General features: G+C 39.3%; 34 protein-coding genes. 3 read left to right on the top strand and 31 right to left on the bottom strand.

The window, feature by feature from the left end; translation table 11 throughout:
• Positions 1-50: 50 nt before the first annotated feature.
• From rplF to rpsL, 29 genes are all read right to left on the bottom strand, one after another.
• Entirely contained in the window at positions 51-587 is a 537-nt protein-coding gene (gene rplF, locus AB5M32_RS06105) for a 50S ribosomal protein L6 (protein ID WP_010720442.1), read from the bottom strand.
• Positions 588-618: 31 nt separating this feature from the next.
• Entirely contained in the window at positions 619-1,017 is a 399-nt protein-coding gene (rpsH, locus tag AB5M32_RS06100) for a 30S ribosomal protein S8 (RefSeq protein WP_002288675.1), read from the bottom strand.
• Between the two features lie 36 nt (positions 1,018-1,053).
• Positions 1,054-1,239 carry a type Z 30S ribosomal protein S14 gene (locus AB5M32_RS06095; RefSeq protein WP_002356214.1) on the bottom strand — a complete coding sequence of 62 codons (186 nt, stop codon included), beginning with the start codon at positions 1,237-1,239 and terminating at the stop codon, positions 1,054-1,056.
• An 18-nt stretch (positions 1,240-1,257) separates the two neighbouring features.
• Positions 1,258-1,797: a 50S ribosomal protein L5 gene (gene rplE, locus AB5M32_RS06090; protein ID WP_002288671.1), complete on the bottom strand. Its 540-nt coding sequence runs from the start codon at positions 1,795-1,797 to the stop codon at positions 1,258-1,260.
• A gap of 25 nt (positions 1,798-1,822) precedes the next feature.
• Positions 1,823-2,134, bottom strand: a complete 312-nt coding sequence (gene rplX / locus AB5M32_RS06085; protein ID WP_010720443.1) for a 50S ribosomal protein L24 — start codon at positions 2,132-2,134, stop codon at positions 1,823-1,825.
• Positions 2,135-2,170: 36 nt separating this feature from the next.
• Complete coding sequence (rplN, locus tag AB5M32_RS06080; protein ID WP_002288669.1) at positions 2,171-2,539, bottom strand: 50S ribosomal protein L14; 369 nt, start codon at positions 2,537-2,539, stop codon at positions 2,171-2,173.
• Positions 2,540-2,596: 57 nt separating this feature from the next.
• On the bottom strand, positions 2,597-2,863 hold the full coding sequence (gene rpsQ / locus AB5M32_RS06075; RefSeq protein WP_010720444.1) for a 30S ribosomal protein S17: 267 nt from the start codon (positions 2,861-2,863) through the stop codon (positions 2,597-2,599).
• Positions 2,864-2,887: 24 nt separating this feature from the next.
• The gene (gene rpmC / locus AB5M32_RS06070) at positions 2,888-3,076 is read right to left on the bottom strand and encodes a 50S ribosomal protein L29 (RefSeq protein ID WP_002288664.1); all 189 of its coding nucleotides are present in this window, start codon (positions 3,074-3,076) and stop codon (positions 2,888-2,890) included.
• Positions 3,066-3,500, bottom strand: a complete 435-nt coding sequence (gene rplP / locus AB5M32_RS06065) for a 50S ribosomal protein L16 (RefSeq protein ID WP_010720445.1) — start codon at positions 3,498-3,500, stop codon at positions 3,066-3,068. The genes rpmC and rplP overlap by 11 nt, the downstream gene beginning before the upstream one ends.
• A gap of 2 nt (positions 3,501-3,502) precedes the next feature.
• Entirely contained in the window at positions 3,503-4,159 is a 657-nt protein-coding gene (gene rpsC, locus AB5M32_RS06060) for a 30S ribosomal protein S3 (protein WP_010720446.1), read from the bottom strand.
• 13 nt (positions 4,160-4,172) lie between these two features.
• Positions 4,173-4,520, bottom strand: a complete 348-nt coding sequence (rplV, locus tag AB5M32_RS06055; protein WP_002288657.1) for a 50S ribosomal protein L22 — start codon at positions 4,518-4,520, stop codon at positions 4,173-4,175.
• A gap of 21 nt (positions 4,521-4,541) precedes the next feature.
• Positions 4,542-4,820 (bottom strand): 30S ribosomal protein S19, encoded by a 279-nt coding sequence (gene rpsS / locus AB5M32_RS06050; RefSeq protein ID WP_010720447.1) that lies wholly within the window; start codon positions 4,818-4,820, stop codon positions 4,542-4,544.
• Positions 4,821-4,862: 42 nt separating this feature from the next.
• Entirely contained in the window at positions 4,863-5,696 is an 834-nt protein-coding gene (rplB, locus tag AB5M32_RS06045) for a 50S ribosomal protein L2 (RefSeq protein WP_010720448.1), read from the bottom strand.
• 39 nt (positions 5,697-5,735) lie between these two features.
• On the bottom strand, positions 5,736-6,026 hold the full coding sequence (gene rplW / locus AB5M32_RS06040) for a 50S ribosomal protein L23 (protein WP_002290449.1): 291 nt from the start codon (positions 6,024-6,026) through the stop codon (positions 5,736-5,738).
• Positions 6,026-6,649 (bottom strand): 50S ribosomal protein L4, encoded by a 624-nt coding sequence (rplD, locus tag AB5M32_RS06035; RefSeq protein ID WP_010720449.1) that lies wholly within the window; start codon positions 6,647-6,649, stop codon positions 6,026-6,028. The genes rplW and rplD overlap by 1 nt, the downstream gene beginning before the upstream one ends.
• A gap of 27 nt (positions 6,650-6,676) precedes the next feature.
• On the bottom strand, positions 6,677-7,306 hold the full coding sequence (gene rplC, locus AB5M32_RS06030) for a 50S ribosomal protein L3 (RefSeq protein ID WP_002290445.1): 630 nt from the start codon (positions 7,304-7,306) through the stop codon (positions 6,677-6,679).
• A gap of 30 nt (positions 7,307-7,336) precedes the next feature.
• On the bottom strand, positions 7,337-7,645 hold the full coding sequence (rpsJ, locus tag AB5M32_RS06025; protein WP_010720450.1) for a 30S ribosomal protein S10: 309 nt from the start codon (positions 7,643-7,645) through the stop codon (positions 7,337-7,339).
• A 458-nt stretch (positions 7,646-8,103) separates the two neighbouring features.
• Positions 8,104-9,003: a ketose-bisphosphate aldolase gene (locus AB5M32_RS06020; protein WP_178286983.1), complete on the bottom strand. Its 900-nt coding sequence runs from the start codon at positions 9,001-9,003 to the stop codon at positions 8,104-8,106.
• Between the two features lie 18 nt (positions 9,004-9,021).
• Complete coding sequence (locus tag AB5M32_RS06015) at positions 9,022-9,873, bottom strand: class II fructose-bisphosphate aldolase (RefSeq protein WP_010720452.1); 852 nt, start codon at positions 9,871-9,873, stop codon at positions 9,022-9,024.
• A 24-nt stretch (positions 9,874-9,897) separates the two neighbouring features.
• On the bottom strand, positions 9,898-10,980 hold the full coding sequence (locus AB5M32_RS06010) for a PTS fructose transporter subunit IIC (protein ID WP_010720453.1): 1,083 nt from the start codon (positions 10,978-10,980) through the stop codon (positions 9,898-9,900).
• Between the two features lie 15 nt (positions 10,981-10,995).
• Complete coding sequence (locus AB5M32_RS06005) at positions 10,996-11,310, bottom strand: PTS fructose transporter subunit IIB (protein WP_010736797.1); 315 nt, start codon at positions 11,308-11,310, stop codon at positions 10,996-10,998.
• A 20-nt stretch (positions 11,311-11,330) separates the two neighbouring features.
• Positions 11,331-11,819 (bottom strand): PTS sugar transporter subunit IIA, encoded by a 489-nt coding sequence (locus tag AB5M32_RS06000; protein ID WP_053766556.1) that lies wholly within the window; start codon positions 11,817-11,819, stop codon positions 11,331-11,333.
• Between the two features lies 1 nt (position 11,820).
• Complete coding sequence (locus AB5M32_RS05995; RefSeq protein ID WP_094940659.1) at positions 11,821-13,290, bottom strand: PRD domain-containing protein; 1,470 nt, start codon at positions 13,288-13,290, stop codon at positions 11,821-11,823.
• A gap of 240 nt (positions 13,291-13,530) precedes the next feature.
• Positions 13,531-15,507 (bottom strand): N-acetylglucosamine-specific PTS transporter subunit IIBC, encoded by a 1,977-nt coding sequence (gene nagE, locus AB5M32_RS05990; RefSeq protein ID WP_053766558.1) that lies wholly within the window; start codon positions 15,505-15,507, stop codon positions 13,531-13,533.
• 9 nt (positions 15,508-15,516) lie between these two features.
• The gene (locus AB5M32_RS05985; RefSeq protein WP_368024367.1) at positions 15,517-16,353 is read right to left on the bottom strand and encodes a PRD domain-containing protein; all 837 of its coding nucleotides are present in this window, start codon (positions 16,351-16,353) and stop codon (positions 15,517-15,519) included.
• 353 nt (positions 16,354-16,706) lie between these two features.
• Entirely contained in the window at positions 16,707-17,894 is a 1,188-nt protein-coding gene (gene tuf / locus AB5M32_RS05980) for an elongation factor Tu (protein WP_010720459.1), read from the bottom strand.
• A 171-nt stretch (positions 17,895-18,065) separates the two neighbouring features.
• Positions 18,066-20,150, bottom strand: a complete 2,085-nt coding sequence (fusA, locus tag AB5M32_RS05975) for an elongation factor G (protein WP_010720460.1) — start codon at positions 20,148-20,150, stop codon at positions 18,066-18,068.
• Between the two features lie 78 nt (positions 20,151-20,228).
• Entirely contained in the window at positions 20,229-20,699 is a 471-nt protein-coding gene (rpsG, locus tag AB5M32_RS05970) for a 30S ribosomal protein S7 (RefSeq protein ID WP_010720461.1), read from the bottom strand.
• Positions 20,700-20,790: 91 nt separating this feature from the next.
• Positions 20,791-21,204: a 30S ribosomal protein S12 gene (rpsL, locus tag AB5M32_RS05965; RefSeq protein WP_002294318.1), complete on the bottom strand. Its 414-nt coding sequence runs from the start codon at positions 21,202-21,204 to the stop codon at positions 20,791-20,793.
• Between the two features lie 308 nt (positions 21,205-21,512).
• Between rpsL and rpiA the strand changes: the two genes are divergently transcribed.
• From rpiA to gpmA, 3 genes are all read left to right on the top strand, one after another.
• Positions 21,513-22,196 carry a ribose-5-phosphate isomerase RpiA gene (gene rpiA / locus AB5M32_RS05960; protein ID WP_010736793.1) on the top strand — a complete coding sequence of 228 codons (684 nt, stop codon included), beginning with the start codon at positions 21,513-21,515 and terminating at the stop codon, positions 22,194-22,196.
• Between the two features lie 137 nt (positions 22,197-22,333).
• Complete coding sequence (locus AB5M32_RS05955; protein ID WP_010720463.1) at positions 22,334-22,915, top strand: recombinase family protein; 582 nt, start codon at positions 22,334-22,336, stop codon at positions 22,913-22,915.
• Positions 22,916-23,223: 308 nt separating this feature from the next.
• A complete protein-coding gene (gpmA, locus tag AB5M32_RS05950; RefSeq protein WP_010720464.1) occupies positions 23,224-23,910 on the top strand; it encodes a 2,3-diphosphoglycerate-dependent phosphoglycerate mutase in 687 nt (228 codons plus the stop codon).
• A 54-nt stretch (positions 23,911-23,964) separates the two neighbouring features.
• Here gpmA and deoD read toward each other — a convergent pair whose 3' ends face one another.
• Positions 23,965-24,672, bottom strand: a complete 708-nt coding sequence (gene deoD / locus AB5M32_RS05945; RefSeq protein ID WP_368024366.1) for a purine-nucleoside phosphorylase — start codon at positions 24,670-24,672, stop codon at positions 23,965-23,967.
• Positions 24,673-24,693: 21 nt separating this feature from the next.
• Positions 24,694-25,512: a purine-nucleoside phosphorylase gene (locus tag AB5M32_RS05940; protein ID WP_010736792.1), complete on the bottom strand. Its 819-nt coding sequence runs from the start codon at positions 25,510-25,512 to the stop codon at positions 24,694-24,696.
• Between the last annotated feature and the right edge of the window lie 182 nt (positions 25,513-25,694).

Raw genomic sequence — 25,694 nt, 5'->3', positions numbered from 1 at the left:
TCTGCAAAATCCTTTTTTCCTGCTGCTGGCTTCTATGCAATTTTTCTAAACTATTTACCAGTTTTACCTTCTTTACGGCGTACATATTCGCCAACATAACGAATACCTTTACCTTTATAAGGTTCTGGAGGACGAGTTCCGCGAATGTTCGCAGCTAATTCGCCAACTTCTTCTTTGTTCGCACCTTTAACAATTACTTGTGTGTTAGCTGGTACTTCAACAGTTACGCCAGCTGGTGGTGTGATTTCTACTGGATGTGAGTAACCTACGTTCAAGACAAGTTTTGATCCTTGTAATTGCGCACGGTACCCAACCCCGATCAATTCTAATGCTTTTTGGAATCCTTCACTAACACCTACAACCATGTTGTTGAAGTTAGCACGAGTTGTTCCATGGATTGTTTTCATTTCTTTACTGTCATTTGGACGAGTGAAAGTCACTTCGTTTCCTTCGATATTCATTTTGATATCAGAAGAGAAAGTACGTGTTAATTCACCTTTAGGTCCTTTAACTGTAATGTTGTTTCCATCTTGAGTAACTGTTACTCCTTCAGGGATCACAACAACTTTATTTCCAATACGGCTCACTTAAAGACACCTCCTTGTAAATTCTAGTTGATTACCATACGTAAGCGATAACTTCGCCGCCGATATTTTTTTCACGAGCTTCTTTATCAGTAACAACACCTTCAGAAGTCGAAATGATTGCGATACCTAAACCGTTCAATACTTTTGGTACTTCGTCAGCTTTGACATAAGCACGCAAACCTGGTTTAGAGATACGTTTTAAGTTAGTGATAACACGTTCGCCGTTTTTACCAAATTTTAGGAAAACACGGATCACGCCTTGTTTGTCATCTTCGATATATTCAACATCACGAACGAAACCTTCACGTTTTAAGATTTCAGCGATGTCACGTTTAATTTTTGATGCAGGAACTTCTAAAGACTCATGTTTAACCATGTTTGCGTTACGGATACGAGTTAGAAAATCTGCAATTGGATCTGTCATGACCATTGATCTTTTACCTCCTTCTTATGCGAATTTACTTTTTTACCAGCTAGCTTTCTTCACGCCGGGAATTTGACCTTTATAGGCAAGTTCGCGGAAGCAAATACGGCAAAGATGGAACTTACGATAAACTGAATGTGGACGTCCGCAACGTTCGCAACGAGTGTAAGCTTGTGTTGAATGTTTTGCAGGGCGTTTGTTTTTAGCAATCATTGATTTTTTAGCCACGTAGTTCGCCTCCTTTAATTATTTTTGGAATGGCATGCCTAATTGTGTCAACAACTCACGAGATTCTTCATCTGAGTTAGCTGTCGTTACAATAACGATGTCCATACCACGTACTTTATCTACTAAATCGTAATCTACTTCTGGGAAGATCAATTGTTCTTTAATACCTAAAGTATAGTTTCCACGACCGTCAAAGGCTTTTTTACTTACACCATGGAAGTCACGTACACGTGGTAGAGAAACTGAAACCAATTTGTCTAGAAATTCGTACATTCTTTCTCCGCGCAAGGTAACTTTTGCCCCAATTGGCATTCCTTCACGTAAACGGAATCCAGCGATTGATTTTTTAGCTTTAGTAATCATTGGTTTTTGTCCAGTGATCAAAGTTAATTCTTCAACTGCTTTATCTAAGTTTTTAGCGTTTGATACCGCATCACCAACACCCATGTTGATGACGATTTTTTCAACTTTAGGTGTTTGCATAACAGAGCTATAGTTAAATTTTTCCATCAATGATGGAGTTACTTCTTTAAGATATTTTTCTTTTAGGCGGTTCATTCAGTAAGCCCCTCCTTCCTTAAACTTATTTATTATCTAAAACTTCACCGGTTTTTTTAGAAACGCGGACTTTTTTGCCATCTACTTCTTTGTAGCCAACTCGGCCAGCTACGCCAGTAGAGTCGATCACCATCACGTTAGAAACATGAATTGGTGCTTCCATCTCAACAATTCCACCTTGAGGAGCAGCTTGAGAAGGTTTTTGGTGTTTTTTAACAACATTCACACCTTCGACAATGACTTTATCTTTTTTCGGAAACGCTGCTAATACAACGCCTTCTTTATTTTTGTCTTTTCCAGTGATAACTTTAACTTTATCGCCTTTTTTAACAAACATAACTGTTTCGCACCTCCTTTGATAAGTGTCTCAAGATTATAAAACTTCTGGTGCTAGTGAAACGATCTTCATGAAGTTGTTTTCACGTAGTTCACGTGCAACCGGCCCAAAGATACGCGTTCCACGAGGGCTTTTATCATCACGAATAATCACTGCAGCATTTTCATCAAATTTAATATATGAACCGTCTGTACGACGAGCTCCTGATTTTGTTCGAACGATAACGGCTTTTACGACGTCACCTTTTTTGACAACCCCACCTGGCGTTGCTTGTTTAACCGTAGCAACGATCACATCACCGATGTTAGCAGTTTTACGACCAGAACCACCAAGGACTTTGATCGTCAAAATTTCACGTGCGCCTGAATTATCAGCGACTTTTAAACGGCTTTCTGCTTGGATCACGTTGTGTATCCTCCTTTCAGATTTTGCATTCAATCTATATAGGAAAATCTCGTGTTATTAGATAATAACTGCTTCTTCGACTACTTCCAACAAACGGAAACGTTTTGTAGCTGATAATGGACGAGTTTCCATAATTTTCACGATGTCGCCAACTTTAGCTGTGTTGTTTTCATCATGCACTTTGTATTTCTTAGAATAGTTCATGCGTTTGCCATAGATAGGGTGGTTTTTCTTTGTTTCAACAGAAACTGTAATGGTTTTATCCATTTTGTCAGATACCACGCGACCTTGATAAACTTTGCGTTGATTTCTTTCTTCAGTCATACGCTTAATGGCCTCCTTCCATAATTACTTAGCTTGTTCACGCAATACAGTTTTGATGCGTGCAATCGATTTACGTACTTCTTTAATACGTGCAGTGTTTTCTAATTGACCTGTTGCTAATTGGAATCTAAGATTAAACAATTCTTCTTTTAATTGTTTTTCTTGATCAAGCATTTCGGCAGTGGTTAATTCTCTGATTTCTTTAACCTTCATTCGATTCACCACCCATTTCCTCACGTTTTACGATCTTAGTTTTCATTGGTAATTTGTGAGAAGCTAGACGTAACGCTTCACGAGCCACTTCTTCAGACACGCCTGCAATTTCAAACATGATTTTACCACGTTTTACTGGTGCAACCCATCCTTCAGGTGCCCCTTTACCAGAACCCATACGTACCCCAATTGCTTTGGCAGTATAAGATTTGTGAGGGAAAATTTTAATCCATACTTTCCCACCACGTTTCATGTAACGAGTCATTGCGATACGAGCAGCTTCGATTTGGCGGTTAGTGATCCAATGTGAATCAACAGCTTGCAAACCGTATTCACCGAATGCTACTTCTTTACCACCTTTGGCTTCCCCGCGCATTTTTCCGCGGAATTCACGACGGTGTTTTACACGTTTAGGTACTAACATGATTATTTCCCTCCTTTCTCAGTGTTTTTTTTAGTTGGAAGAATTTCTCCACGATAGATCCACACTTTAACTCCTAGTTTTCCGTATGTTGTATCTGCTTCTTCCCATGCGTAATCAATATCCGCACGTAATGTGTGAAGAGGAACAGTTCCTTCTGAGTATCCTTCTGAACGAGCGATGTCCGCACCGTTTAGACGTCCAGATACTTGAGTTTTGATCCCTTTAGCGCCAGCACGCATTGAACGTTGGATGGCTTGTTTTTGAGCGCGACGGAAAGCAACACGATTTTCTAATTGACGTGCGATTCCTTCACCTACTAATTTTGCATCTAGATCTGGTTTTTTGATTTCCACGATGTTGATATGGATTCTTTTACCAGTTAATTTATTTAATTCTTTTCTTAGGTTTTCGACTTCAGATCCGCCTTTACCAATAACCATACCTGGTTTTGCTGTGTGAATTGAAATGTTAACACGGCCTGTAGCACGTTCGATTTCAATTGTTGATACAGCAGCATCAGCAAGTTTAGTTGAAATAAATTTACGGATTCTTAAATCTTCGTGTAAGAACTCTGCATACTCTTTTTCAGCATACCATTTAGCATCCCAGTCGCGGATGATGCCTACACGCATTCCAATTGGATGTACTTTTTGACCCACTGATTATCCCTCCTTATTTTTCTGATACGACTACCGTGATATGACTTGTACGTTTGTTGATTGGAGAAGCTGATCCTTTTGCACGTGGACGGAAACGTTTCATTGTTGGTCCTTCGTTAACAAATGCTTCAGATACTACCAAGTTTTCAACATCTAAGTCAAAATTGTTTTCTGCATTCGCAACTGCTGACATCAATACTTTTTCAATGATTCCAGCAGATTTGTTTGGTGTGAATTTCAAGATTGAAATTGCATCCGCAACACTTTTACCTCTGATAAGGTCAATTACTAAACGGGCTTTTCGAGGTGAAGTGCGAACTGTTTTTGCAGTTGCTTTAGCTGATGTGATTTGTTCTGCCATTTGGTTTTATCCTCCCCTCAATTAGCGTTTCGTTTTCTTATCGTCTGCAGCATGGCCACGATAAGTTCTTGTTGGTGCGAATTCACCTAGTTTGTGTCCTACCATATCTTCTTGGATGTAAACTGGTACGTGTTTACGTCCATCGTATACTGCGATGGTATATCCAACAAAACTTGGGAAAATGGTCGAACGACGAGACCAAGTTTTGATAACTTTTTTCTTTTCAACCCCTGCTTGAGCTTCAACTTTGTTCATTAAATGCTCATCAACGAAAGGTCCTTTCTTTAAACTACGACCCATGGTGAACCTCCTCTCAAAATGTGCGACACATGGTCAAAGAAATTATTTATTTTTACGACGACGAACAATAAGTTTGTCTGATTTAGCTTTTTTATCACGAGTTTTGTAACCAAGTGCTGGTTGTCCCCAAGGAGAAACTGGTGCTTTACGTCCGATAGGAGCTTTACCTTCACCACCACCGTGTGGGTGATCGTTAGGGTTCATTACGCTACCACGTACAGTTGGGCGTTTACGCATCCAACGAGAGCGTCCAGCTTTACCGATGTTGATCAATTCGTGTTGTTCGTTACCTACTGAACCGATTGTTGCACGGCAAGCAGCTAAGATCATACGAACTTCACCAGAGTTTAAGCGGATCAATACGTATTTGCCTTCTTTACCAAGTACTTGAGCACTTGTACCAGCAGAACGGATTAATTGTCCACCTTTACCAGGTTTCATTTCAATATTGTGGATAACAGTACCAACTGGAATGTTTTCTAAAGGAAGAGCATTTCCGACTTTGATATCTGCATCTGGACCTGAAACAAGTTTCATTCCAACTTGTAGTCCTTTTGGTGCTAAGATGTAAGCTTTCACTCCATCTTCATAGTGTACTAACGCGATGTTAGCTGAACGGTTTGGATCGTATTCGATCGTTTGAACAGTTGCAACAACGTTATCTTTGTTACGTTTGAAGTCGATCACGCGATATTGGCGTTTGTGTCCGCCGCCTTGGTGACGTACAGTGATGCGGCCGTTATTGTTACGTCCAGCATGGTTTTTCAATGGTTGTAACAATGATTTTTCAGGTGTTGATGTTGTGATTTCAGCAAAATCAGAACCTGTCATGTTACGACGACCATTTGAGGTAGGTTTGTACTTTTTAATCGCCACGTTTTTCCCTCCTAATTTAATGAGTTATCTAGTAAGTGCTTATTCAGCAGCTTCGAATAATTGGATTTCTTTTGAATCTTCAGTCAATGTAACGATCGCTTTGCGACGTTTTTTTGTATATCCTGCATATTTGCCCATACGTTTGAATTTCGCACGTACGTTCACGATGTTCACGTTTTTAACTTTTACGTCAAAAGCAGCTTCAACCGCTTGTTTTACTAAAGTTTTGTTTGCACGAGTGTCCACTTCAAAAGTATATTTCTTGTCATCCATGGCAAGCATTGATTTTTCAGTGATCACTGGGCGTTTGATTACGTCTAGTAAGTTCATTATGCAAGCACCTCCTCAATTTGAGTAAGAGCAGTTTGTGTTGCTAACACTTTTGTATTTGAAACAACATCTAGAACACTTACGTTATCAGAAGTTACTACAGTTACGTTTGGTAAGTTACGTGCTGATAAAGCAGCAAAGTCGTTACCATTCTCTAGAACAACCAATACTTTAGAGTCAATAGATAAGTTAGCAAGAACTTGTTTAAATTCTTTTGTTTTTGGTGCATCGAAGCTTAATCCTTCAATTGCTACCAAGTTGTTTTCAGCAACTTTTTCTGACAATACAGATTTCATTGCTAAACGACGAACTTTTTTAGGAAGTTTGTAGCTGTAAGAACGTGGTGTTGGTCCAAAGACTACGCCACCTCCACGCCATTGTGGTGAGCGGATTGATCCTTGACGAGCACGACCAGTTCCTTTTTGACGCCATGGTTTACGTCCACCGCCTCGAACAGCACTACGGTTTTTAACCGCATGTGTTCCTTGTCTTAATGACGCACGTTGCATAACGATTGCATCGTAAACAACACTTTCATTTGGTTCAATTCCGAAGATTTCTTCGTTAAGTGTGATTTCACCGTTTTGGCTTCCATCTTGTTTGAATAATGCTACATTCGGCATTCCTTAGTTCCTCCTTTCTTCCTACTATTATTTAGCTTTCACAGCTGATTTGATAGTGATTAATGATTTTTTAGCTCCAGGAACATTTCCTTTAATTAAGATAACGTTTCTTTCTGCATCAACGCGAACAACTTCCAAGTTTTGGATTGTTACGCGGTTGCCACCCATACGGCCAGCAAGACGTTTGTTTTTGAATACACGGTTAGGTGCAACTGGACCCATTGACCCAGGACGACGATGGTAGCGAGAACCGTGAGCCATTGGTCCGCGGCTTTGGCCGTGACGTTTGATAACCCCTTGGAATCCTTTACCTTTCGTAGTACCTGTTACATCAATAATGTCTCCTGCTTGGAAAACATCTACTGTAATTTCTTTTCCTACTTCATATTCTCCTAGCTCAACATTTTTGAATTCACGAATGAAGCGCTTAGGAGCCGTGTTTGCTTTTGCAACATGACCTTTCGCAGGTTTGTTTGATAAAACTTCACGCATATCTTGGTAACCAACTTGAATAGCTTCGTAGCCATCAGTTTCCATTGTTTTCACTTGTAGCACTACGTTTGGAGTAGCTTCTACAACAGTTACTGGAATTAATTCGCCAGATTCAGTGAAGATTTGTGTCATTCCCACTTTTTTCCCTAAGATTCCTTTGGTCATGAGTACACCTCCATTAATTTTATTTTAATATTATAGTTTGATTTCGATGTTAACACCAGATGGTAAGTCTAGCTTCATCAAAGCATCAACAGTTTTTGGTGTTGGGTTCACAATGTCGATAAGACGTTTGTGTGTACGCATTTCGAATTGTTCGCGTGAATCTTTGTATTTGTGAGTCGCACGAATAACTGTGTAAAGACTGCGTTCAGTTGGTAATGGAATTGGACCAGACACGCTAGCTCCAGTTCTTTTTGCAGTTTCCACGATTTTATCCGCCGCTTGATCTAAAATACGGTGTTCATACGCTTTTAAACGGATACGAATTTTTTGTTTTGCCATCTTGTTCCCTCCTTCGCCTATTTTGAAAAGTAGACATAGCTCCACGAAAATTTCCGTCACGCTCGTTCGTGGCAAAGCGTCCGGGCGTGTCGCAACCTCTCGTTTCTTAGCCGACGAAATCCTATAGATCACGTCTGTGACATTTACGTTTAGGTAAACGCACCTTTGTAATTATAATATATCTAAATCCACAAAGCAAGGCTTTTTTCCTGTAAAAAACAATTTGTTTTCATAAGTTTTCATTTAGATAACTTTAGATGTCTCTTATCCTTAAATGTCACATTTTATTTCTACTAAACTTCCTTCCTATAGTAGTTCGCCTATCATCAGTTATTCAAAAAAACCGCAGAACCCCCAATCATGTTGGTTTCTACGGTTTTTTATTCTATTAACTATCGGAAGTGATAGCCGATCTAAGCCATACACTTTTCTTGAAAAACAAAGTTTGGATTTTTTTTTTAGTTCTGTTCTTGTCGCCAAGGTTGAATATTCGCTTGACGATAGACTTTTGCTTGGTTGATTGAATGGAAGAGTTCCATCTTTTGCTTCACCACTTCTTTTGCTGCTGCGATACATTCAGGATAAATGGCATTTGGGTCCCATAGCTCTGTTGTAGCTAAGATCTCACGACACTTTTTATAAAAAGCATATTTATAGTCGGATGAAATATTGACTTTCTGAATACCGATTTGCACTGCTTTCTCAATTTCTTCGTCTGGGTTAGCAGATCCTCCATGTAAAACTAGCGGAATGGCTACTTTTTCTTTAATACTTGTTAAAACATCCATTTTCAATGCTGGCTTGACATCTTTTGGATAGATACCATGAGCGGTTCCGATTGCCACCGCTAACGAATCGATTCCTGTACGTTCCACAAATTCCTGTGCATCTTCCGGCTTCGTATAAATGACTTCCGATACACCGCCTTCTACTGAAGTACCCGTGTTACCAATCGTTCCTAGTTCGCCTTCAACCGAGACCCCGATCTTATGGCAAACATCTACCACTTCTTTTGTTAGTGCAATATTTTCTTCAAATGGCAACAAGGATCCGTCGATCATAACTGAACTAAACCCACAATGAATCCCTCGCATGATACTTGCTAAGCTATCGCCATGATCCATATGGATAACGAAAGGCACAGCGCTGTTTTTCGCTCGGCTCACTGCATATTGGAAAAACTCATCTTTGGTAAAGTCTAATTCTGTCGGATGGACTGCAATGATTGCGGGTGCATCATTTTCTTCTGCCGCCTCAATGACTACTCGTAAAAAGTTGCTGTCAGCAACGTTAAACGCCCCTACTGCAAAATGATTTTCCTTGGCAATTTCTAACATTTGATTCATATTGATTAACATCGTCTATTTTCTCCATTTCTATGATTTATTGGTTGAACCTGATAGTTGAATGTATTGCTGAACTAACTCTTTTCCTGCTATGACTGTTTGTTGGATGAGAGTTGGGTATTCGATCGTTGGCTCCTGTTGTAGAAGCTGTTGGCATCTTTGTTGTTGCGCCTTCATAAAATCAGAACCAACATTAATCTTATTGATCCCTAACTCAATGGATTGGCGAATGTTGTCTTTTCCCGCTCCTGACCCCCCATGTAAAACTAACGGAAGTTGAGTCTTCTCTTTTATTTCTTGAACAATATCGAAACGAAAACGTGGTTTGTACCCTTTAGGATAATCTCCGTGACTGGAGCCATAGGAAATCGCTAAGCAGTCCACACCCGTTTCATTGATCAATCGGATTGCTTCTGCTGGGTCCGTACACATGGCATCATCTGTAAAATGGTCGCCTGTGACTGCCCCCATATTTCCTACTTCTGCTTCTACGCTCGCATCATACGTTTGGGCAAATTGAACCATCGCTCTCGTTATTTCGATATTCTGATCCAAGGGATACATCGAAGCATCCATCATGACGCTGGAAAATCCTTCTTGTAAGCACTGTTTGACAAATGCGATGTCTTGACCATGATCTAGATTAATCGCTACTTCGACTTTGGCATCCTGTGCCATACGGATGATGGGCTTCGTTAAATAATGATAATTGATGTGTTGCTTTAAGTGATCTTGCAATAAATCTATGATGATCGGCGCATGTAATTCCTCAGCAGCTTGGATCGTTGCTTTTGCTGTTTCTAGATTAAAACAATTGATCGCCATGACAGCATAGTTTTCTTGATTTGCTTTTTTGAGCATCTCTTTCATTGACACATACATATCAAATCCTTCTCCCTACAGTTTTTAAGATAATTTAATAGAAGAAAAATCTACTTCTTCCTCTTCTTCCTCTACGACAGGGTGTTCAGCTGGCGCCTTTTTCAAAACAAACAATAGAATGCCGGTAACTGCAGAACCAATCAATAAGGCAAAGGTAAACTTCAACGGATCCGTCATTGCTGGGATAATAAAGACCCCACCAGAAGGAACTGGTGACCCAATTCCCCACGACATACTCAAACCTCCGCCAATCGCTGCACCAGCTGTACACGAAATGATCACACGAAGCGGATCAACTGCCGCTAAGGGGATAACGCCTTCCGTAATCATGCAAAGTCCCATCGGAAAAGCAATCTTAATGTTGTTTTCTTCTTCTTTTGAATATTTTGTTTGCCGAAATAACTTAGATAAAACCCATGAAATGGTGACACCGAAAGGCGGAACCATTGACGCTAACACTTTCACAGCTTCTGGTTCTTGCACACCTTCCAAAAGCATCCCATCAGCAAACAATGAGGCTACCTTATTGACTGGTCCACCAAAATCAAAGGCAGCCATCCCACCGACAATTGACCCAAAGAGGAATTTTCCAGAACCTTGTAGTCCTTGTAAAAAATCGGTCATCGCTTCTGTTGCCCAAACAATCGGCACACCTACCACGAAAAACATCAATAAACCGATACTAAGGGTCGCTAACAGTGGGATGATCATCATCGGCATCAATCCTTGTGCCCACTTAGGAACTTTGAGATATTTCACCAATAATAGGACAAAGAACCCCACCAAGTAACCGCCTAACATACCACCTAAAAAACCTGCGCCAATGGCATTGGCAATTAACCCCATAAACAAACCTGGACCAATCCCTGGGCGATCGGCAATGGAATAGGCAATCGCTGCAGAAATCACTGGAGCCAATAATCCCATGCCCAAAACCCCTAGAGAAACTAAGGCATCGGGTACAGAATAAGACGCTTGATAATCATTGATGACTTGCCCACCTGTTAAATTCCCAATAGCGATCAAGAGTCCAGCGGTCACAACAACTGGTAACATGTATGAAATAGCTGTCAGTGCATGCTTTTTTAATTGTAGTTGACGAAGCATCCAATTCCTCTCCTTTTATGTTTTACTGAGTTCTTCTTCAATTTTAGTAATCAACCCTTTCGGTGCTTTAATGACCATGTTCGTAGGAATCTCAATCACTTTTTTTCCTTCGAACCGCTCCTTGCCACCAATTTTGATATCTGCTGCAATAATGACGACATCTGCCTGCTTGATCTCCTCCTTCGATAACTCGTCTTCTGTACCAATTGTTCCTTGTGTTTCGATGTGCACTTCATGTCCTAATGCTTTTGCTGCTTTTTCTAATTTTTGTTTGGCAATATACGTATGTGCAATTCCTGAAGTACAGGCTGCTACTCCGACGATCTTCATTTTTTCTTCCTCCTTTTCTTTTAGACAGTTGGTTCTTTTGCTAATAGTTCCATTAATTCTGCTTTACTAGTTGCCTGATTCATTTTTTCGATAATGGTATCTTCTGCTAATAACATTGCTACTTTTTGTAACAATTTGATATGAACGGTATTGGCATCTGTATCTTTTACTGCAAATAAGATAATGACCTTTACAGGCTGCTCATCTAATGATTCCCAAGGGATCGGGGTCTCGACTTTACCCACAACCAAAGAAGTCTGAATGACACTCGCTGATTTTCCGTGGGGAATCGCCACACCGTTTCCAATCCCTGTGATTCCTTCTTTCTCCCGTTGAAAGACATCTGATGAAAAATCATCAACATCTTTGATAATGCCGTTTTCTTTTAGTAATTCACTTAATTCGAGAATCGCTTCTTTTTTTGTTTTCGCTTTCATTTCTAAACGTATCAGTTTTTCTGTAATCACATTTGCGATACTAAATTCTGACATTACCTGTTTTGTAACCATTTCACATCTCTCCTAACATTTGCTTCACACGTTTTTCGTCTTGCTTGGTAAATACTGAGTTTACTAATATCGTGGGAATCTTCGGTGGCTCATTCAAACAAACCGTTGTTAAAATCAAATCGATCTTACTAAATTCCGCTTGGTTTTTCTGGTACTGCCGAGAAGATAAAACAGCAATAATCTCTAATTCAGGAAAGGCTTTTTTTACTTTGACTTTCAATAGTTCTGAAGTTCCAACACCACTACTACACATGATCAATACACGTTTTTTTATTGGGGCTAACTCTTTGTATCTCACAAAGTATAATGTTAAAAATCCAATTTCATCTTTGGATATATGGTTTGTATGAAATTTTTTTTGGACCATTTTACTGACAAATTCTACTAATTGAAACGTTTCCTGGTACTCTAATTCAATGTCGTGCAATAAATCATTTTTGATTGTGATCTCATGTTTTAATCGATACAATAGCGGCTGAATGTGACTATACAAATCATGTCGGTTTCGTTCTTGATCAATCGCCACTCCCATGAGCCGGCTCATCGTAGCAGAAAAAAAACGGGTGATTTCTTCAGCTTCATTTGAGATATTTTGATGTTTAATCGAACCATTTTCGATCCTGGAGGAAATCAAGTATTGAAAAAGATAAAAAGTTTCACTTTCAGGGAGAGTCGTATTTAAATATTGACCTAATTTGAGCATGACTTGCTTTGATAGTTGGTACAGTTCCTGGTTATAATGGATCAGCGCCTGATCTTCTTCATCTAAATCCCATGTATCTTCTTCTAAATACACGACCCCTTCACGGAAGCGTTTGACTAAGATATAAATATGAGAAAAAATATTCATTGCATATGGATAGGCAATTCGACTGACTAGTTTTTGTTCGATAAACTCAACGATCGAAGTAATAAAATTGATATCAAATGAGCTGATCATTGGGTGACTAGGAACCACTTGTTTATCTTCCAATAAATGGATACTTAATAGCATATTCACTACTTTACGAATATGTTTTTCTGTTCCTTCGATACCAATTCGGGTACCTTGTCGTTTAAGTTGGAGGTGGTTTTTCATTAAAAATAAACTGATCTTAGCCAAATCATTACTAATTACCGGATCACTCACATAATACGGATGGAACAATTCATTGATTAATAACTTCTTGGGTGCCTTAAACAACAAATTAAGCAAAATCGCATTTCTTCTTTCCAAAGGTCCTTGACTCGTTCGACTTTCATTATGCGTTGCACTCACATTTAAATATTTATCGTAGTCTAACCGAAATCCTTTGCCTGCCTCTGCCAAAATGATTTCCCCGTTTTCAGACACATCATTTATCTTTTTAATCGTACGGTAGACCGTTTTCGTAGAAACATGGGCAAATTCAGCTAACTCCTGAGCTGTAAGGGATAAGCCATGTTTAACAAAGTATTCGACCATTTCTTTCTCTCTTTTGCTTAGCTGCATTTGTTCAACCTCCTTGTTTATACTATAACGGAATTTTCTGACAACTCATTTTTTGTTCTGTCCATTACTCTGGACATTTTTAAAAGCGTTTACAAAAAGTGGCAAAAAAGACAAAAAACACCGAAGCAGGCAAAAACCTGTCTTCGGTGTTTTACATGATACATCAGAGTACATAAAAGTGATGAATAGACGAAACGATAAAAATAAGTAACTATTGATTGGTGTCAGTAGTTTTCTTCCTTAATTACTCTTAACATGACCAATCACAGCATTTGCTTTAACTACCCCACTAGCATCCATCGTTAGCTTCGCCACTTTTTCACCATTGGTAAAAGCAACGATCAGATCTGATTGTTTGTTTGCCGATTGTAGTGCCACCAAGTCCATGGTTGCAATTAATTGACCACGTGCGACTTTTTGTCCCTCTTCAACGTAGATCGTAAAAGGCGCTCCTTTTAAGTTCACGGTATCGATCCCCATATGCAAGAGAACTTCAATTCCTGATTCCGTTTTGATACCAACTGCATGTTTCGTTGGAAAAATATTGATAATCGTACCAGCGATTGGAGCAAACACTTCGCCATTCGTTGGTAGAACCGCAAACCCGTCTCCCATCATTTTTTGTGAAAAGACATCATCCGCCACTTCTGTGATTGGCATTAGCTTCCCATTTGCTACCGCAAAAATATCTTGGTTTTGTGGATCAACGACTGTTTTGGTTGTCACAGTAGGCGTGGACTGAGCAGTTCCTTTGCCACTACTTCCATGAATTTTTTTCATTTCATCTGCAACAAATTGGACTTCCGTTCCAACGATCACTTGAATATTTTTGGCATCAATTACTTTCAGGCCTGGAACACCAGTTGCTTTGATTTTCCCTTGATCAACTTTTGCCGTATCTTTTACATACAAGCGTAAACGTGTCGTGCAATTGTCAATGGAAACAACGTTCGTTGCACCACCTAATGCTTGATAAAGTTGATTAGCTAGCGTGGCAAATCGATTGTCACCAGTTGGCACTGTTCCTACTTCCCCATTTTCTGCAACTCCAGTATCTTCTTCACGCCCCGGCGTCATCAAATTGAATTTTTTGATGACAAATAAAAATGTAAAGTAATAAATCACACCCATCGCCAAGCCTAATACCAATAGCATTAATGGTTGATTGGCAATAGGTACACGTAAGCTTAAGAAGAAATCAATAAAGCCGGCGCTAAAATTAAAGCCCGCTGTCCAATGGAAGGTTGCTGCGATAAACATCGAAATCCCTGTTAAAGCAGCATGAACGACGTACAATGGCCAAGCGACAAACATAAATGAAAATTCTAACGGTTCAGTCACCCCTGTAAAGAAAGAAGCGAAAGCGGCAGCTAACATCAAAGATGCGGTCACTTTTTTCTTTTCTGGTCGCGCACATTGATAGATAGCAAGTGCACCAGCAGGTAACCCAAACATCATGACCGGGAAGAAACCAGCTTGGTACATACCGGTGACTCCTTTTACCCCTTCACTTGCCCAGAATTTACCGATATCATCAATTCCAGCTAAATTGAACCAAAAAACATTGTTAAGTGCATGGTGTAAACCAGTTGGAATCAGCAAACGGTTGAAGAAGCCATATAGACCAGCACCTAACGCGCCCATTCCAGAGATCAATTCACCGAAACTAACCAATGTATCATAAACTGGTGGCCAAACAAAAATCAATAAAGCAGAAATAATTGCCATTAAACCAGCTGTTACGATCGGTACTGCTCGTTTTCCACTAAAGAAAGACAACGCCATTGGTAATTTAACTCCGCTGAAGCGATTATACATCGCACCAGCGACTAAGCCTGCCAAAATTCCAATAAATACATTTTTATTATTGATTGCATCAAAAGCGATATTCACTTTTTCAACATCCACTTTAGTAAACAATGCAACAGAAGCACTATTGACTAATGTGACTGGTGCTAAAAAGGCGATCAATCCTGCCAATGCTGATGAACCATCTTTGTCCTTAGACATCCCCAATGCTAATCCAACAGCAAAAATGATTCCTAAATTATCTAAGACTGTTCCTCCAGCTTTGATCATAAAAGCGGCAAAAATGTTATTGCCACCCCAACCAGTCGGATCGATCCAATAACCAATCCCCATGAATAAAGCAGCTACTGGTAGGGTTGCTACTGGTAACATCAAGGAACGTCCCATTCGTTGTAAGTATGTTTTCATTTTGTTCTCCTATTCTGTTGTCCCTCGCAAGCGTTCGATATGAATAACTAAATAACCAAGTTCTTCGCTTGTAATAGACATTTGATATTGTTTAGTTAAAAGTACTCGAATTTTTTTTGCGACTGCATAACTTCCTGAATATTTTCGTTTGACTATCTCAATAATCTCCTCGTCTAAGACCGCATACTGCTGATTGTGATACCGTTGGATCAACAACCGAAGATGGTTTGCTAAACGAGAATAATTCAGTGCCATTTGTTCGGAATGGATATCGATCCTCAGCTCTTTTTCAATCAACTGGATAATTTCCGACACGATCGTGACTTCGCGAATGCTACGATGATTACTAGTTTGTCCGCTATGACCACTATGGATATGTATCGCTATATAACCCGCTTCATCATATGTATAAGGAATAGCTAAAGTGTGATTCAAATAATCAACTGCCCATTGCGCAATACTAAATTCTTCGTGGTACAGCGCCTCGATTTCTCGCAGTAATTTATTTCGAATAACAATTCCATTATGAATATTTTCAGCAGCAAAAGCAATATGATCCGTTAACGCGATCAACACATGCTCGTTCAGCTTTTTCATTAAAACTGTTTCTGCATGATCAATGATGTGTTCAGCGGCAAAAAGAAACTTTTCGTCAATTTGATTCAGCAAACTTTGTAATTTCATTTGACTTTCTGGCTCCATCACAAACATCCGCTCAATTTCTCGATGAAAAATCAAGTCATTGCGCTTTTTATCGAATCCAACACCTTTACCAATTGCGACCTTTTCTTGTCCATCGTCATCGACTAAGACCGCATTTTGATTAAAAATCTTTTTGATTTTCATATTAATAACCCTTTTTCTGCAGAATTAAAGTTACTTCATGGACCAATCATCCTTTATCAATCTTAAGCTTGACAACAAAAAAAGCATAGAAAAATTCCACCAAAGTCTCCTTATCGACGGAATCTTCCCATGCCTAGTATGATCTAGTCACATGAAAAATAAATATGTTAACGCTTTAATTTTATCGAGGGAACGTTTTTTTGTCAACATCTTTTTTTCCTTTTGTCAAACAAAATGCTTTCATTTACTCAATAAAGTTTAAAATAAGCCATAAAAAAAGCCATGATGTCTAATGACACCATGACTTTTTATTGTCCGAATACAATGTTGCTTACAATTCAGTTGATCAAAGATTAAGCTTTGATTTCAGTAACGACACCGGCACCAACTGTACGTCCGCCTTCACGGATTGAGAATTTAGTACCGTTTTCGATAGCGATTGGGTGGATTAATTCAACTTCCATTGTTACGTTGTCGCCAGGCATAACCATTTCAGTTCCTTCTGGTAATTCAACAACACCTGTTACGTCAGTTGTACGGAAGTAGAATTGTGGACGGTAGTTAGTGAAGAATGGAGTATGACGTCCACCTTCTTCTTTTGTCAACACGTATACTTCTGCAGAGAATTTTGTATGAGGTGTGATTGTACCTGGTTTAGCTAAAACTTGTCCACGTTGGATGTCTTCACGTGCAACACCACGTAGTAAAGCACCAATGTTGTCTCCAGCTTCAGCGTAGTCTAATAATTTACGGAACATTTCAACACCAGTAACTGTTGTTTGAGCTGTTTCTTCTGCGATACCAACGATATCTACAACGTCACCAACGCGAACTTGTCCACGTTCAACACGACCTGTAGCAACAGTACCACGACCAGTGATTGAGAATACGTCTTCGACTGGCATCATGAATGGTTTGTCGTTGTCACGTTCTGGAGTTGGGATATATTCGTCAACTGCAGCCATCAATTCAAGGATTTTTTCTTCGTAAGAAGCGTCGCCTTCTAAAGCTTTCAAAGCTGAACCAGCAACTACAGGAACATCGTCACCAGGGAATTCGTATTCTGTTAATAAGTCACGAACTTCCATTTCAACTAATTCTAGTAATTCTTCGTCGTCAACCATATCTACTTTGTTCAAGAATACAACGATGTATGGAACACCAACTTGACGAGATAATAGGATATGTTCACGAGTTTGAGGCATAGGACCATCAGCAGCAGATACTACTAAGATAGCTCCGTCCATTTGAGCAGCACCAGTGATCATGTTTTTAACGTAGTCCGCGTGTCCTGGGCAGTCAACGTGAGCGTAGTGACGAGTGTCAGTTTCGTACTCAACGTGAGCTGTTGAAATTGTGATTCCGCGTTCGCGTTCTTCTGGAGCACCATCGATTTGATCGTAAGCCATAGCTTGGCCGCCGTTTTTCTTAGATAGTACAGTTGTGATTGCTGCTGTTAAAGTTGTTTTACCGTGGTCAACGTGTCCGATTGTACCAATGTTAACGTGTGGTTTAGAACGGTCAAATTTTTCTTTTGCCATTTTAAAATGTCCTCCTAAAAATACAATATATTTTTTATTTGTCTGATAGGTATGTGATAAACCAAAAGTCTATCACATGCCCATATCATCGATAATTATTTTACACGAAACTATATTAAAAATACAGTCTCTTTAGATAATCTGTCAAACAGACGATCTTGTTTTAAGAAATTATTCAGCTTTACCGCCGTTTTTCTTAATGATTTCTTCTTGGACTGATTTAGGAACATCTTCATAGTGGTCAAATACCATCATAAATGTACCGCGTCCTTGAGTTGCTGAACGCAATGTTGTTGCGTAACCGAACATTTCAGCCAATGGAACAATCGCATTAACGATTTGTGAGTTACCATGTGCTTCCATACCTTCAACGCGACCGCGTCGGCTAGTTACGTGTCCCATGATATCACCTAAGTAATCTTCTGGAACAGTAATCGTTACTTTCATCATTGGTTCTAAAATAACAGGACGTGCGTGTTTTGCAGCAGCTCTTAAAGCCATAGATGCAGCAACACGGAAGGCTGTTTCATTTGAATCGACGTCATGGTATGAACCATCGTAAAGTTTTGCTTTGATATCCACTAATGGATAGCCAGCAAGAACACCGTTATTCATAGATTCTTCTAGTCCTTTTTCAACAGCAGGGATGTATTCACGAGGAACGACCCCACCGACGATTGCATTTTCAAATTCGAAGCCTTTACCTTCTTCGTTTGGTGTAAATTCAACCCATACGTGACCGTATTGACCTTTACCACCAGACTGACGTACGAATTTACCTTCAGCTTTTGTTGCTTCACGGAATGTTTCACGGTATGAAACTTGTGGAGCACCAACGTTTGCTTCAACTTTAAATTCACGTTTCATACGGTCTACTAAAACGTCTAAGTGCAACTCACCCATACCTGAGATAACAGTTTCACCAGTTTCAACGTTTGTTTCAACTCGGAATGAAGGATCTTCTTCAGCAAGTTTTTGCAACGCAACACCCATTTTATCTTGGTCTGCTTTTGATTTAGGTTCAACAGCAACTTGGATAACTGGGTCAGGGAATTCGATTGACTCAAGAATAACCGGTGAGTCTAATGCACATAATGTATCCCCAGTTGTTGTATCTTTCAATCCAACAGCAGCGGCGATATCACCTGAGTACACTTTATCAATTTCTTGACGAGTGTTGGCGTGCATTTGTAGAATACGTCCGATACGTTCTTTTTTGCCTTTAGAAGCGTTCAATACATATGAACCACTTTCAAGGACACCAGAATAAACACGGAAGAAAGTTAGACGACCTACGAATGGGTCAGTCATTACTTTAAACGCTAATGAAGCAAAAGGAGCTTCATCGTCAGCTGGACGTGTTGTTTCTTCGTCTGTTTTTGTATCGATCCCTTTGATTGCTTCGATATCAACTGGAGAAGGCAAGTAATCAAGAACGGCATCCAACATTAATTGAACCCCTTTGTTCTTGAACGCTGAACCAGCTAATACAGGGAAGAATTCAACATTAATTGTTGCACGGCGGATACCAGCAATCAATTCTTCTTGTGTGATTTCTTCACCTTCAAGATATTTCATCATTAGTTCTTCGTCTGTTTCAGCAACAGCTTCGACTAATTTTTCGCGCCATTCTTGAGCTTGTTCTAAATATTCTTCAGGAATTTCAGTTTCTTGAATATCTGTTCCTAAGTCATTTGTATAGATTTCAGCTTTCATTTTAACCAAGTCGATGATACCAGTGAAGTTTTCTTCAGCACCGATTGGCAATTGGATTGGATGCGCGTTTGCTTGCAAACGATCATGCAATGATTTTACTGAGTACAAGAAGTCCGCACCGATTTTATCCATTTTGTTACAGAATACGATACGAGGCACTCGGTACTCAGTTGCTTGACGCCAAACTGTTTCAGTTTGAGGTTCAACACCTGACTGTGAGTCAAGTACAGTTACCGCACCATCTAATACACGTAGAGAACGTTGAACTTCAATTGTGAAGTCTACGTGTCCTGGTGTGTCGATGATGTTTACACGGTAACCTTTCCACTGCGCTGTAGTCGCAGCAGATGTAATTGTGATACCACGTTCTTGTTCTTGTTCCATCCAGTCCATTTGTGAAGCTCCTTCGTGGGTTTCACCAATTTTATGGATTTTACCAGTATAGTACAAGATACGCTCTGTTGTTGTAGTTTTACCTGCATCAACGTGAGCCATGATACCAATATTACGAGTTTTTTCTAGCGAAAATTCTCTTGCCATTTTCTTACTCCTCTCTTTATTTAAATCGATTGTAAATTGACTTTCTGCTGTCGTTTAACCCAACAGGCAGAGAGGATCTTACCAACGATAATGAGCAAATGCACGGTTGGCATCAGCCATTTTATGAGTGTCTTCACGTTTTTTAACAGAAGCACCAGTGTTGTTTGCAGCATCCATGATTTCTTTTGCTAAGCGTTCTTCCATTGTGTGTTCACCGCGCAAGCGAGCGTAGTTTACTACCCAACGAAGAGCTAAAGTTGTACGACGTTCAGGGCGAACTTCAACTGGTACTTGATAGTTTGAACCCCCAACACGACGTGCTTTAACTTCAAGAACAGGCATAACATTTTTCATAGCTTGTTCAAACACTTCTAATGGATCATTACCTGTAGATTCTTTAATCAAATCAAAGGCGTTATAAATAATACTAGCTGCAACACCGCGTTTTCCGTCAACCATTACACGGTTGATCAAGCGAGTTACTAATTTTGAGTTATAAATAGGATCTGGTAAAACATCACGTTTTGCAACAGGACCTTTACGTGGCATCCGTAACTCCTCCTTCCGAAATATTCTTCATAGTAATTGCCTTACTCTCTTAACATAGTAAGAACAAGTTTCATTTGTTTAATAATTAAAATTAAGCTTTAGGTTTTTTAGTACCGTATTTAGAACGGCTTTGTTTACGGTCGTTTACACCAGCTGTATCAAGTGCACCACGAACGATATGGTAACGTACCCCTGGTAAGTCTTTTACACGTCCACCACGTAGTAATACTACGCTATGTTCTTGTAAGTTGTGACCAATCCCTGGGATATAAGCAGTAACTTCAATTAAGTTTGACAAACGAACACGAGCATATTTACGTAAAGCTGAGTTCGGTTTTTTAGGTGTCATTGTACCCACACGTGTTGCTACCCCACGTTTTTGAGGAGAGTTCACGTTTGTTTGAGTTTTCTTAAAGCTGTTATATCCTTTGTTCAAAGCAGGTGAATTAGATTTTTCCACCTTTGATTTACGAGGTTTACGTACTAATTGGTTAATTGTAGGCATTCCTTGTTTCCTCCTTCCCACGATTCGCGTCTAGTTCCACACATCCAGGTGGTTCTTTTTTTGCGATAAAAAATAAATGCAATTCTGCATCTTTATCAAATATGCTTTGATAAACAGTCAGCACGTCTCTTTACCAGAGACCTGTAGATAAAGCACCTTGGTTAGGATATCATGAATAAAGTACTCTGTCAACCAGTGTTATGTATTTTTTTTAGCCATTTGAAATTAAAAAAAGGACGCTATCTTTTTCCAATCATTCAATATAAAATAGCTATGAATAGAGACGAAAAAAAAGGTGGGAACAACAGATGAATTTGAAACAAGCAGCTGGAATTGAAGCAGCTAAATTTGTGAAGGACGGAATGATCGTTGGTTTGGGTACCGGTTCTACAGCCTATTATATGGTAGAAGAAATCGGTAGAAGAATGCGTGAAGAAGGATTAAACATCACTGGTGTCACTACATCGAATGCCACTAAAGAACAAGCAGAAAAATTAGGTATCCCTCTTAAGAGTATTGATGAAGTACCCGTAGTTGATCTCACGATCGATGGTGCTGATGAAATCAGTAAAGCATTTCAAGGAATTAAAGGTGGTGGCGCAGCATTACTTTTTGAAAAAATTGTTGCTACGTATTCAAAACAAGTCATTTGGATCGTTGATGAATCAAAATTAGTGGAGCAGCTTGGGCAGTTCCCTCTTCCAGTAGAAGTGATTCCTTATGGCGCTCAACAATTGATGCGGATCTTTGATGAGAAAGGTTACCAACCTGTTTTACGTCAGACCGAAACAGGTCAGATAGTCAAAACAGACAGTGGTCATTACATTATTGACTTACATTTAGAAGTGATCAATGACCCTGAAGCTTTGGCAACGTACCTTGATCAACTGGTTGGTGTCGTTGAACATGGACTGTTTTTAAATATGGTTTCAAAAGTCGTCGTCGGCTCCGCACAAGGCGTATCAATTATCGACTCACCTCATCAAAAATAACAACCCTGATATTAGTTATAAAAATTAGCAAAAATAGTTCATTTTAAAAACATAAAAAAACTATCTTTTCAATGGACTTTATGCTACATTTTTACTGTTATCTATAGACAGAAAATCATTGCTAGAAAGGAATCACCATGAAGATTATTGGTTATGCACGCACAACCATAAATGATGTTGATCTTACAACACAAGTGGAGCAACTCTCTAATTTTGGTTGTCAGGAGATTTTTCACGAGACATACAAGTCTAAAGATGCGGTGTCTAATAATATTTGTTTAGAAAAAGTAATCAAGGAAATGCGACAAGGCGATACTTTAGTTATCTGTCAACTTCATCGTCTAGGGAAGTCCACTCGTCAGCTAACAGAACTCACACAATTATTCAAAGATCGTGGCTTACACCTAGTTAGTATCCAAGAAGAGATCGATACGCGTACACCGATGGGGAAAATCTATTTTCAACTAATGGAAGGATTAGCCATTATGGAGTGCTCTTTAATCAAGGAACGGACACTTGTTGGGTTAGATGAAGCACGTAAAAAAGGTAAAATCGGGGGTCGTCCAAAAATCGATCCAAAAACAATTAAAAAAATTCGTCGGCTTTATTATGAAAAAAAAGAAACGATCCAATTAATTTCTACTAAATGTGGTGTATCAGTTGGAACCTGTTATAAATATATCAATCTTCCAGAAAAAGAGATTCAGCAATTATCTTAAACGACTGCCTACATCTTGATATTCTTTCATTTAAAAATGGATTGGCGCAACAAACGCAGACTGTCTGCTAAAGACGAATCAACTGTATATAATGAATAGGTAGGTGGATCAATGTCAAAGTAGTCATTGACCCACCTACCTCTGTTTATCTGTCACTGTAAGAATTATTTTTGTTTTTTTATCTGTCTATCTTCTGATTTTCCCTTTCATTAACTTCATTTTTCAATGGAAATCTAGTCAAAAAAATTGTACAATAAAGCAGAACTGAAATTTTCAGAAATATAACCTATTTTAAAGGAGAGCTAAACATGCCAAAATTAGTTTTTTCTCGTCATGGTCTTAGTGAATGGAATGCATTAAACCAATTTACTGGTTGGGCTGACGTAAACTTAGCACCAGAAGGAATCGAAGAAGCCAAAGAAGGCGGACGCAAAATCAAAGAAGCTGGAATTGAATTTGATGTTGCTTACACTTCAGTTTTAACTCGTGCCATCAAAACATGTAATTTGATTTTAGAACACTCAGATCAACTTTGGGTTCCTCAAATCAAATCATGGCGCTTAAACGAACGTCATTATGGTAAATTACAAGGATTGAACAAAAAAGAAACAGCTGAAAAATATGGAGATGACCAAGTACACATTTGGCGTCGTTCATACGACACTCTTCCTCCATTGATGGACGAAAGTGACGAAGGTTCTGCTGCAAACGATCGTCGTTATGCAATGTTAGACAAACGCGATATTCCTGGTGGCGAAAACTTGAAAGTTACTTTAGAACGTGCTTTACCATTCTGGCAAGACGAAATTGCTCCAGCTTTACTAGACAACAAAACTGTTTTAGTAGCTGCACATGGTAACTCTCTACGTGCTTTAGCAAAACACATCGAAGGAATTTCTGATGAAGATATCATGGATCTTGAAATTCCAACTGGTCAACCACTTGTTTATGAATTAAACGATGATTTGACAGTTGCTAAAAAATACTATCTATAATAAATAAAAAAAGTGGGCAAGCGATTCAATTGAATCACTCGCTCACTTCTTTTATTAATCTGCGATTGCTGTTTCTAATCCGACTTCGATCATTTCGTTAAATGTCGTTTGTCTCTCTTCTGCAGTTGTTTCTTCTCCGGTAAGCAAATGGTCACTCACTGTCATGATTGCTAATGTTTGGACATGATATTTTGCTCCCAAATAGTATAAAGCAGCTGCTTCCATTTCCACACCTAGCACACCTAATTCAGCTAATTTAAACGTTTCTGTTGAATCATCTTTATAAAATGAATCTTCCGAGAGAACATTCCCTACATGTGTGGTAAATCCTTTGTCTTTTGAAATTTCATACGCCTTCAACAATAACTTAAAATCACTGATCGGCGGAAAATGAAAGGCTTGGAAATTTTTCTCGATCATCGAAGAACTAGTAGCTGCTCCTTGAGCTAAAACAAGATCACGAACATGGACATCTTTAGATAATGCACCACATGTACCCACTCGTATCAATTTTTTCACACCGTATGAATGAATCAATTCATGGGCATAGATCGTCGCTGACGGCATCCCCATCCCCGTTCCTTGTACCGAAACACGTTCGCCTTTGTAGGTTCCAGTAAAACCTAACATCCCACGAACTTGGTTGTAACATACTGGATCTTCTAAAAATGTTTCAGCAATATATTTTGCTCGTAAAGGATCGCCTGGAAGTAGTATTTTATCAGCGATCTCTCCTTGTTTTGCTTCAATGTGTACGCTCATCTGACACTCTCCTTGATTCAGTTATAGTAATACTAATACTTCTTTAATCAATGCCTTAAATGATTGTTTGACACGTTGCGTTGTTTCCACCACTTCTTCATGGTTAAGGTTCGCTTGCATGCCTGCTGCTAAATTAGTGATACATGAAATGCCGAGAACTTTCAATCCGCTATGTGCTGCAACGATCACTTCTGGCACAGTGGACATTCCGACTGCATCTGCTCCCATCGTACGTGACATCCGAATCTCTGCAGGTGTTTCGTATGTTGGTCCAGAATAGCCCATATATACCCCTTCTTTAAGAGTCAAATCTAATTGGCTCGCAGCCTCTTTGGCTACTTCACGGTAAGTTAAGGTATACGCCTCGCTCATATCAGGGAAGCGTGGACCGATCTCATCTTCGTTAGGACCAATCAATGGGTTTTGACCTGTGAAGTTGATATGATCAGTAATCAACATCAAATCGCCAGGAACAAATGATTCATTTACCCCACCACTTGCATTCGTGACAATCACCGAATGAGCCTTTAATGCTGCCATTACCCGCACAGGATAAGTGACAGTTTGCATTGAATGACCTTCATAAAAATGGAATCGTCCTTGCATTGCCAGAACTTTTTTACCAGACAAGGTACCATAGACTAATTGACCAGCATGGCCGACAACTGTTGATGTTGGGAAAAATGGGATTTGGTCATAAGGAATCACGATTGCTTCCTCGATTTCTTCCGCTAACTCTCCTAAACCTGAACCTAAGATCAAACCAAAATCAATTTCTTTTACGCCCTTTTCTAGAATAAATTGAGTCGTTTCTTGTAACATTTCGCTTAATTGGGTCATTTACTTTCTCCTATTAACTATTTTTTTCTACAGAAGTCAAGAAGTTAGAAGCCCTGTCGTTCGACTAGCTAAAAAAACAGGTATGCCTGATTAACAAGGCTTTTCACCTCTTGATTGATACTGTTAAAGCAAGATGGCTCTTTGAACAAAATGATTGACCTATCTTAGTTACGCTTTTTCAG

The sequence above is a fragment of the Enterococcus sp. C57 genome, assembly GCF_040887305.1.
In the GTDB taxonomy this organism is placed as follows: domain Bacteria; phylum Bacillota; class Bacilli; order Lactobacillales; family Enterococcaceae; genus Enterococcus_B; species Enterococcus_B hirae.
This window is presented reverse-complemented; position numbering and strand designations above follow the sequence as displayed.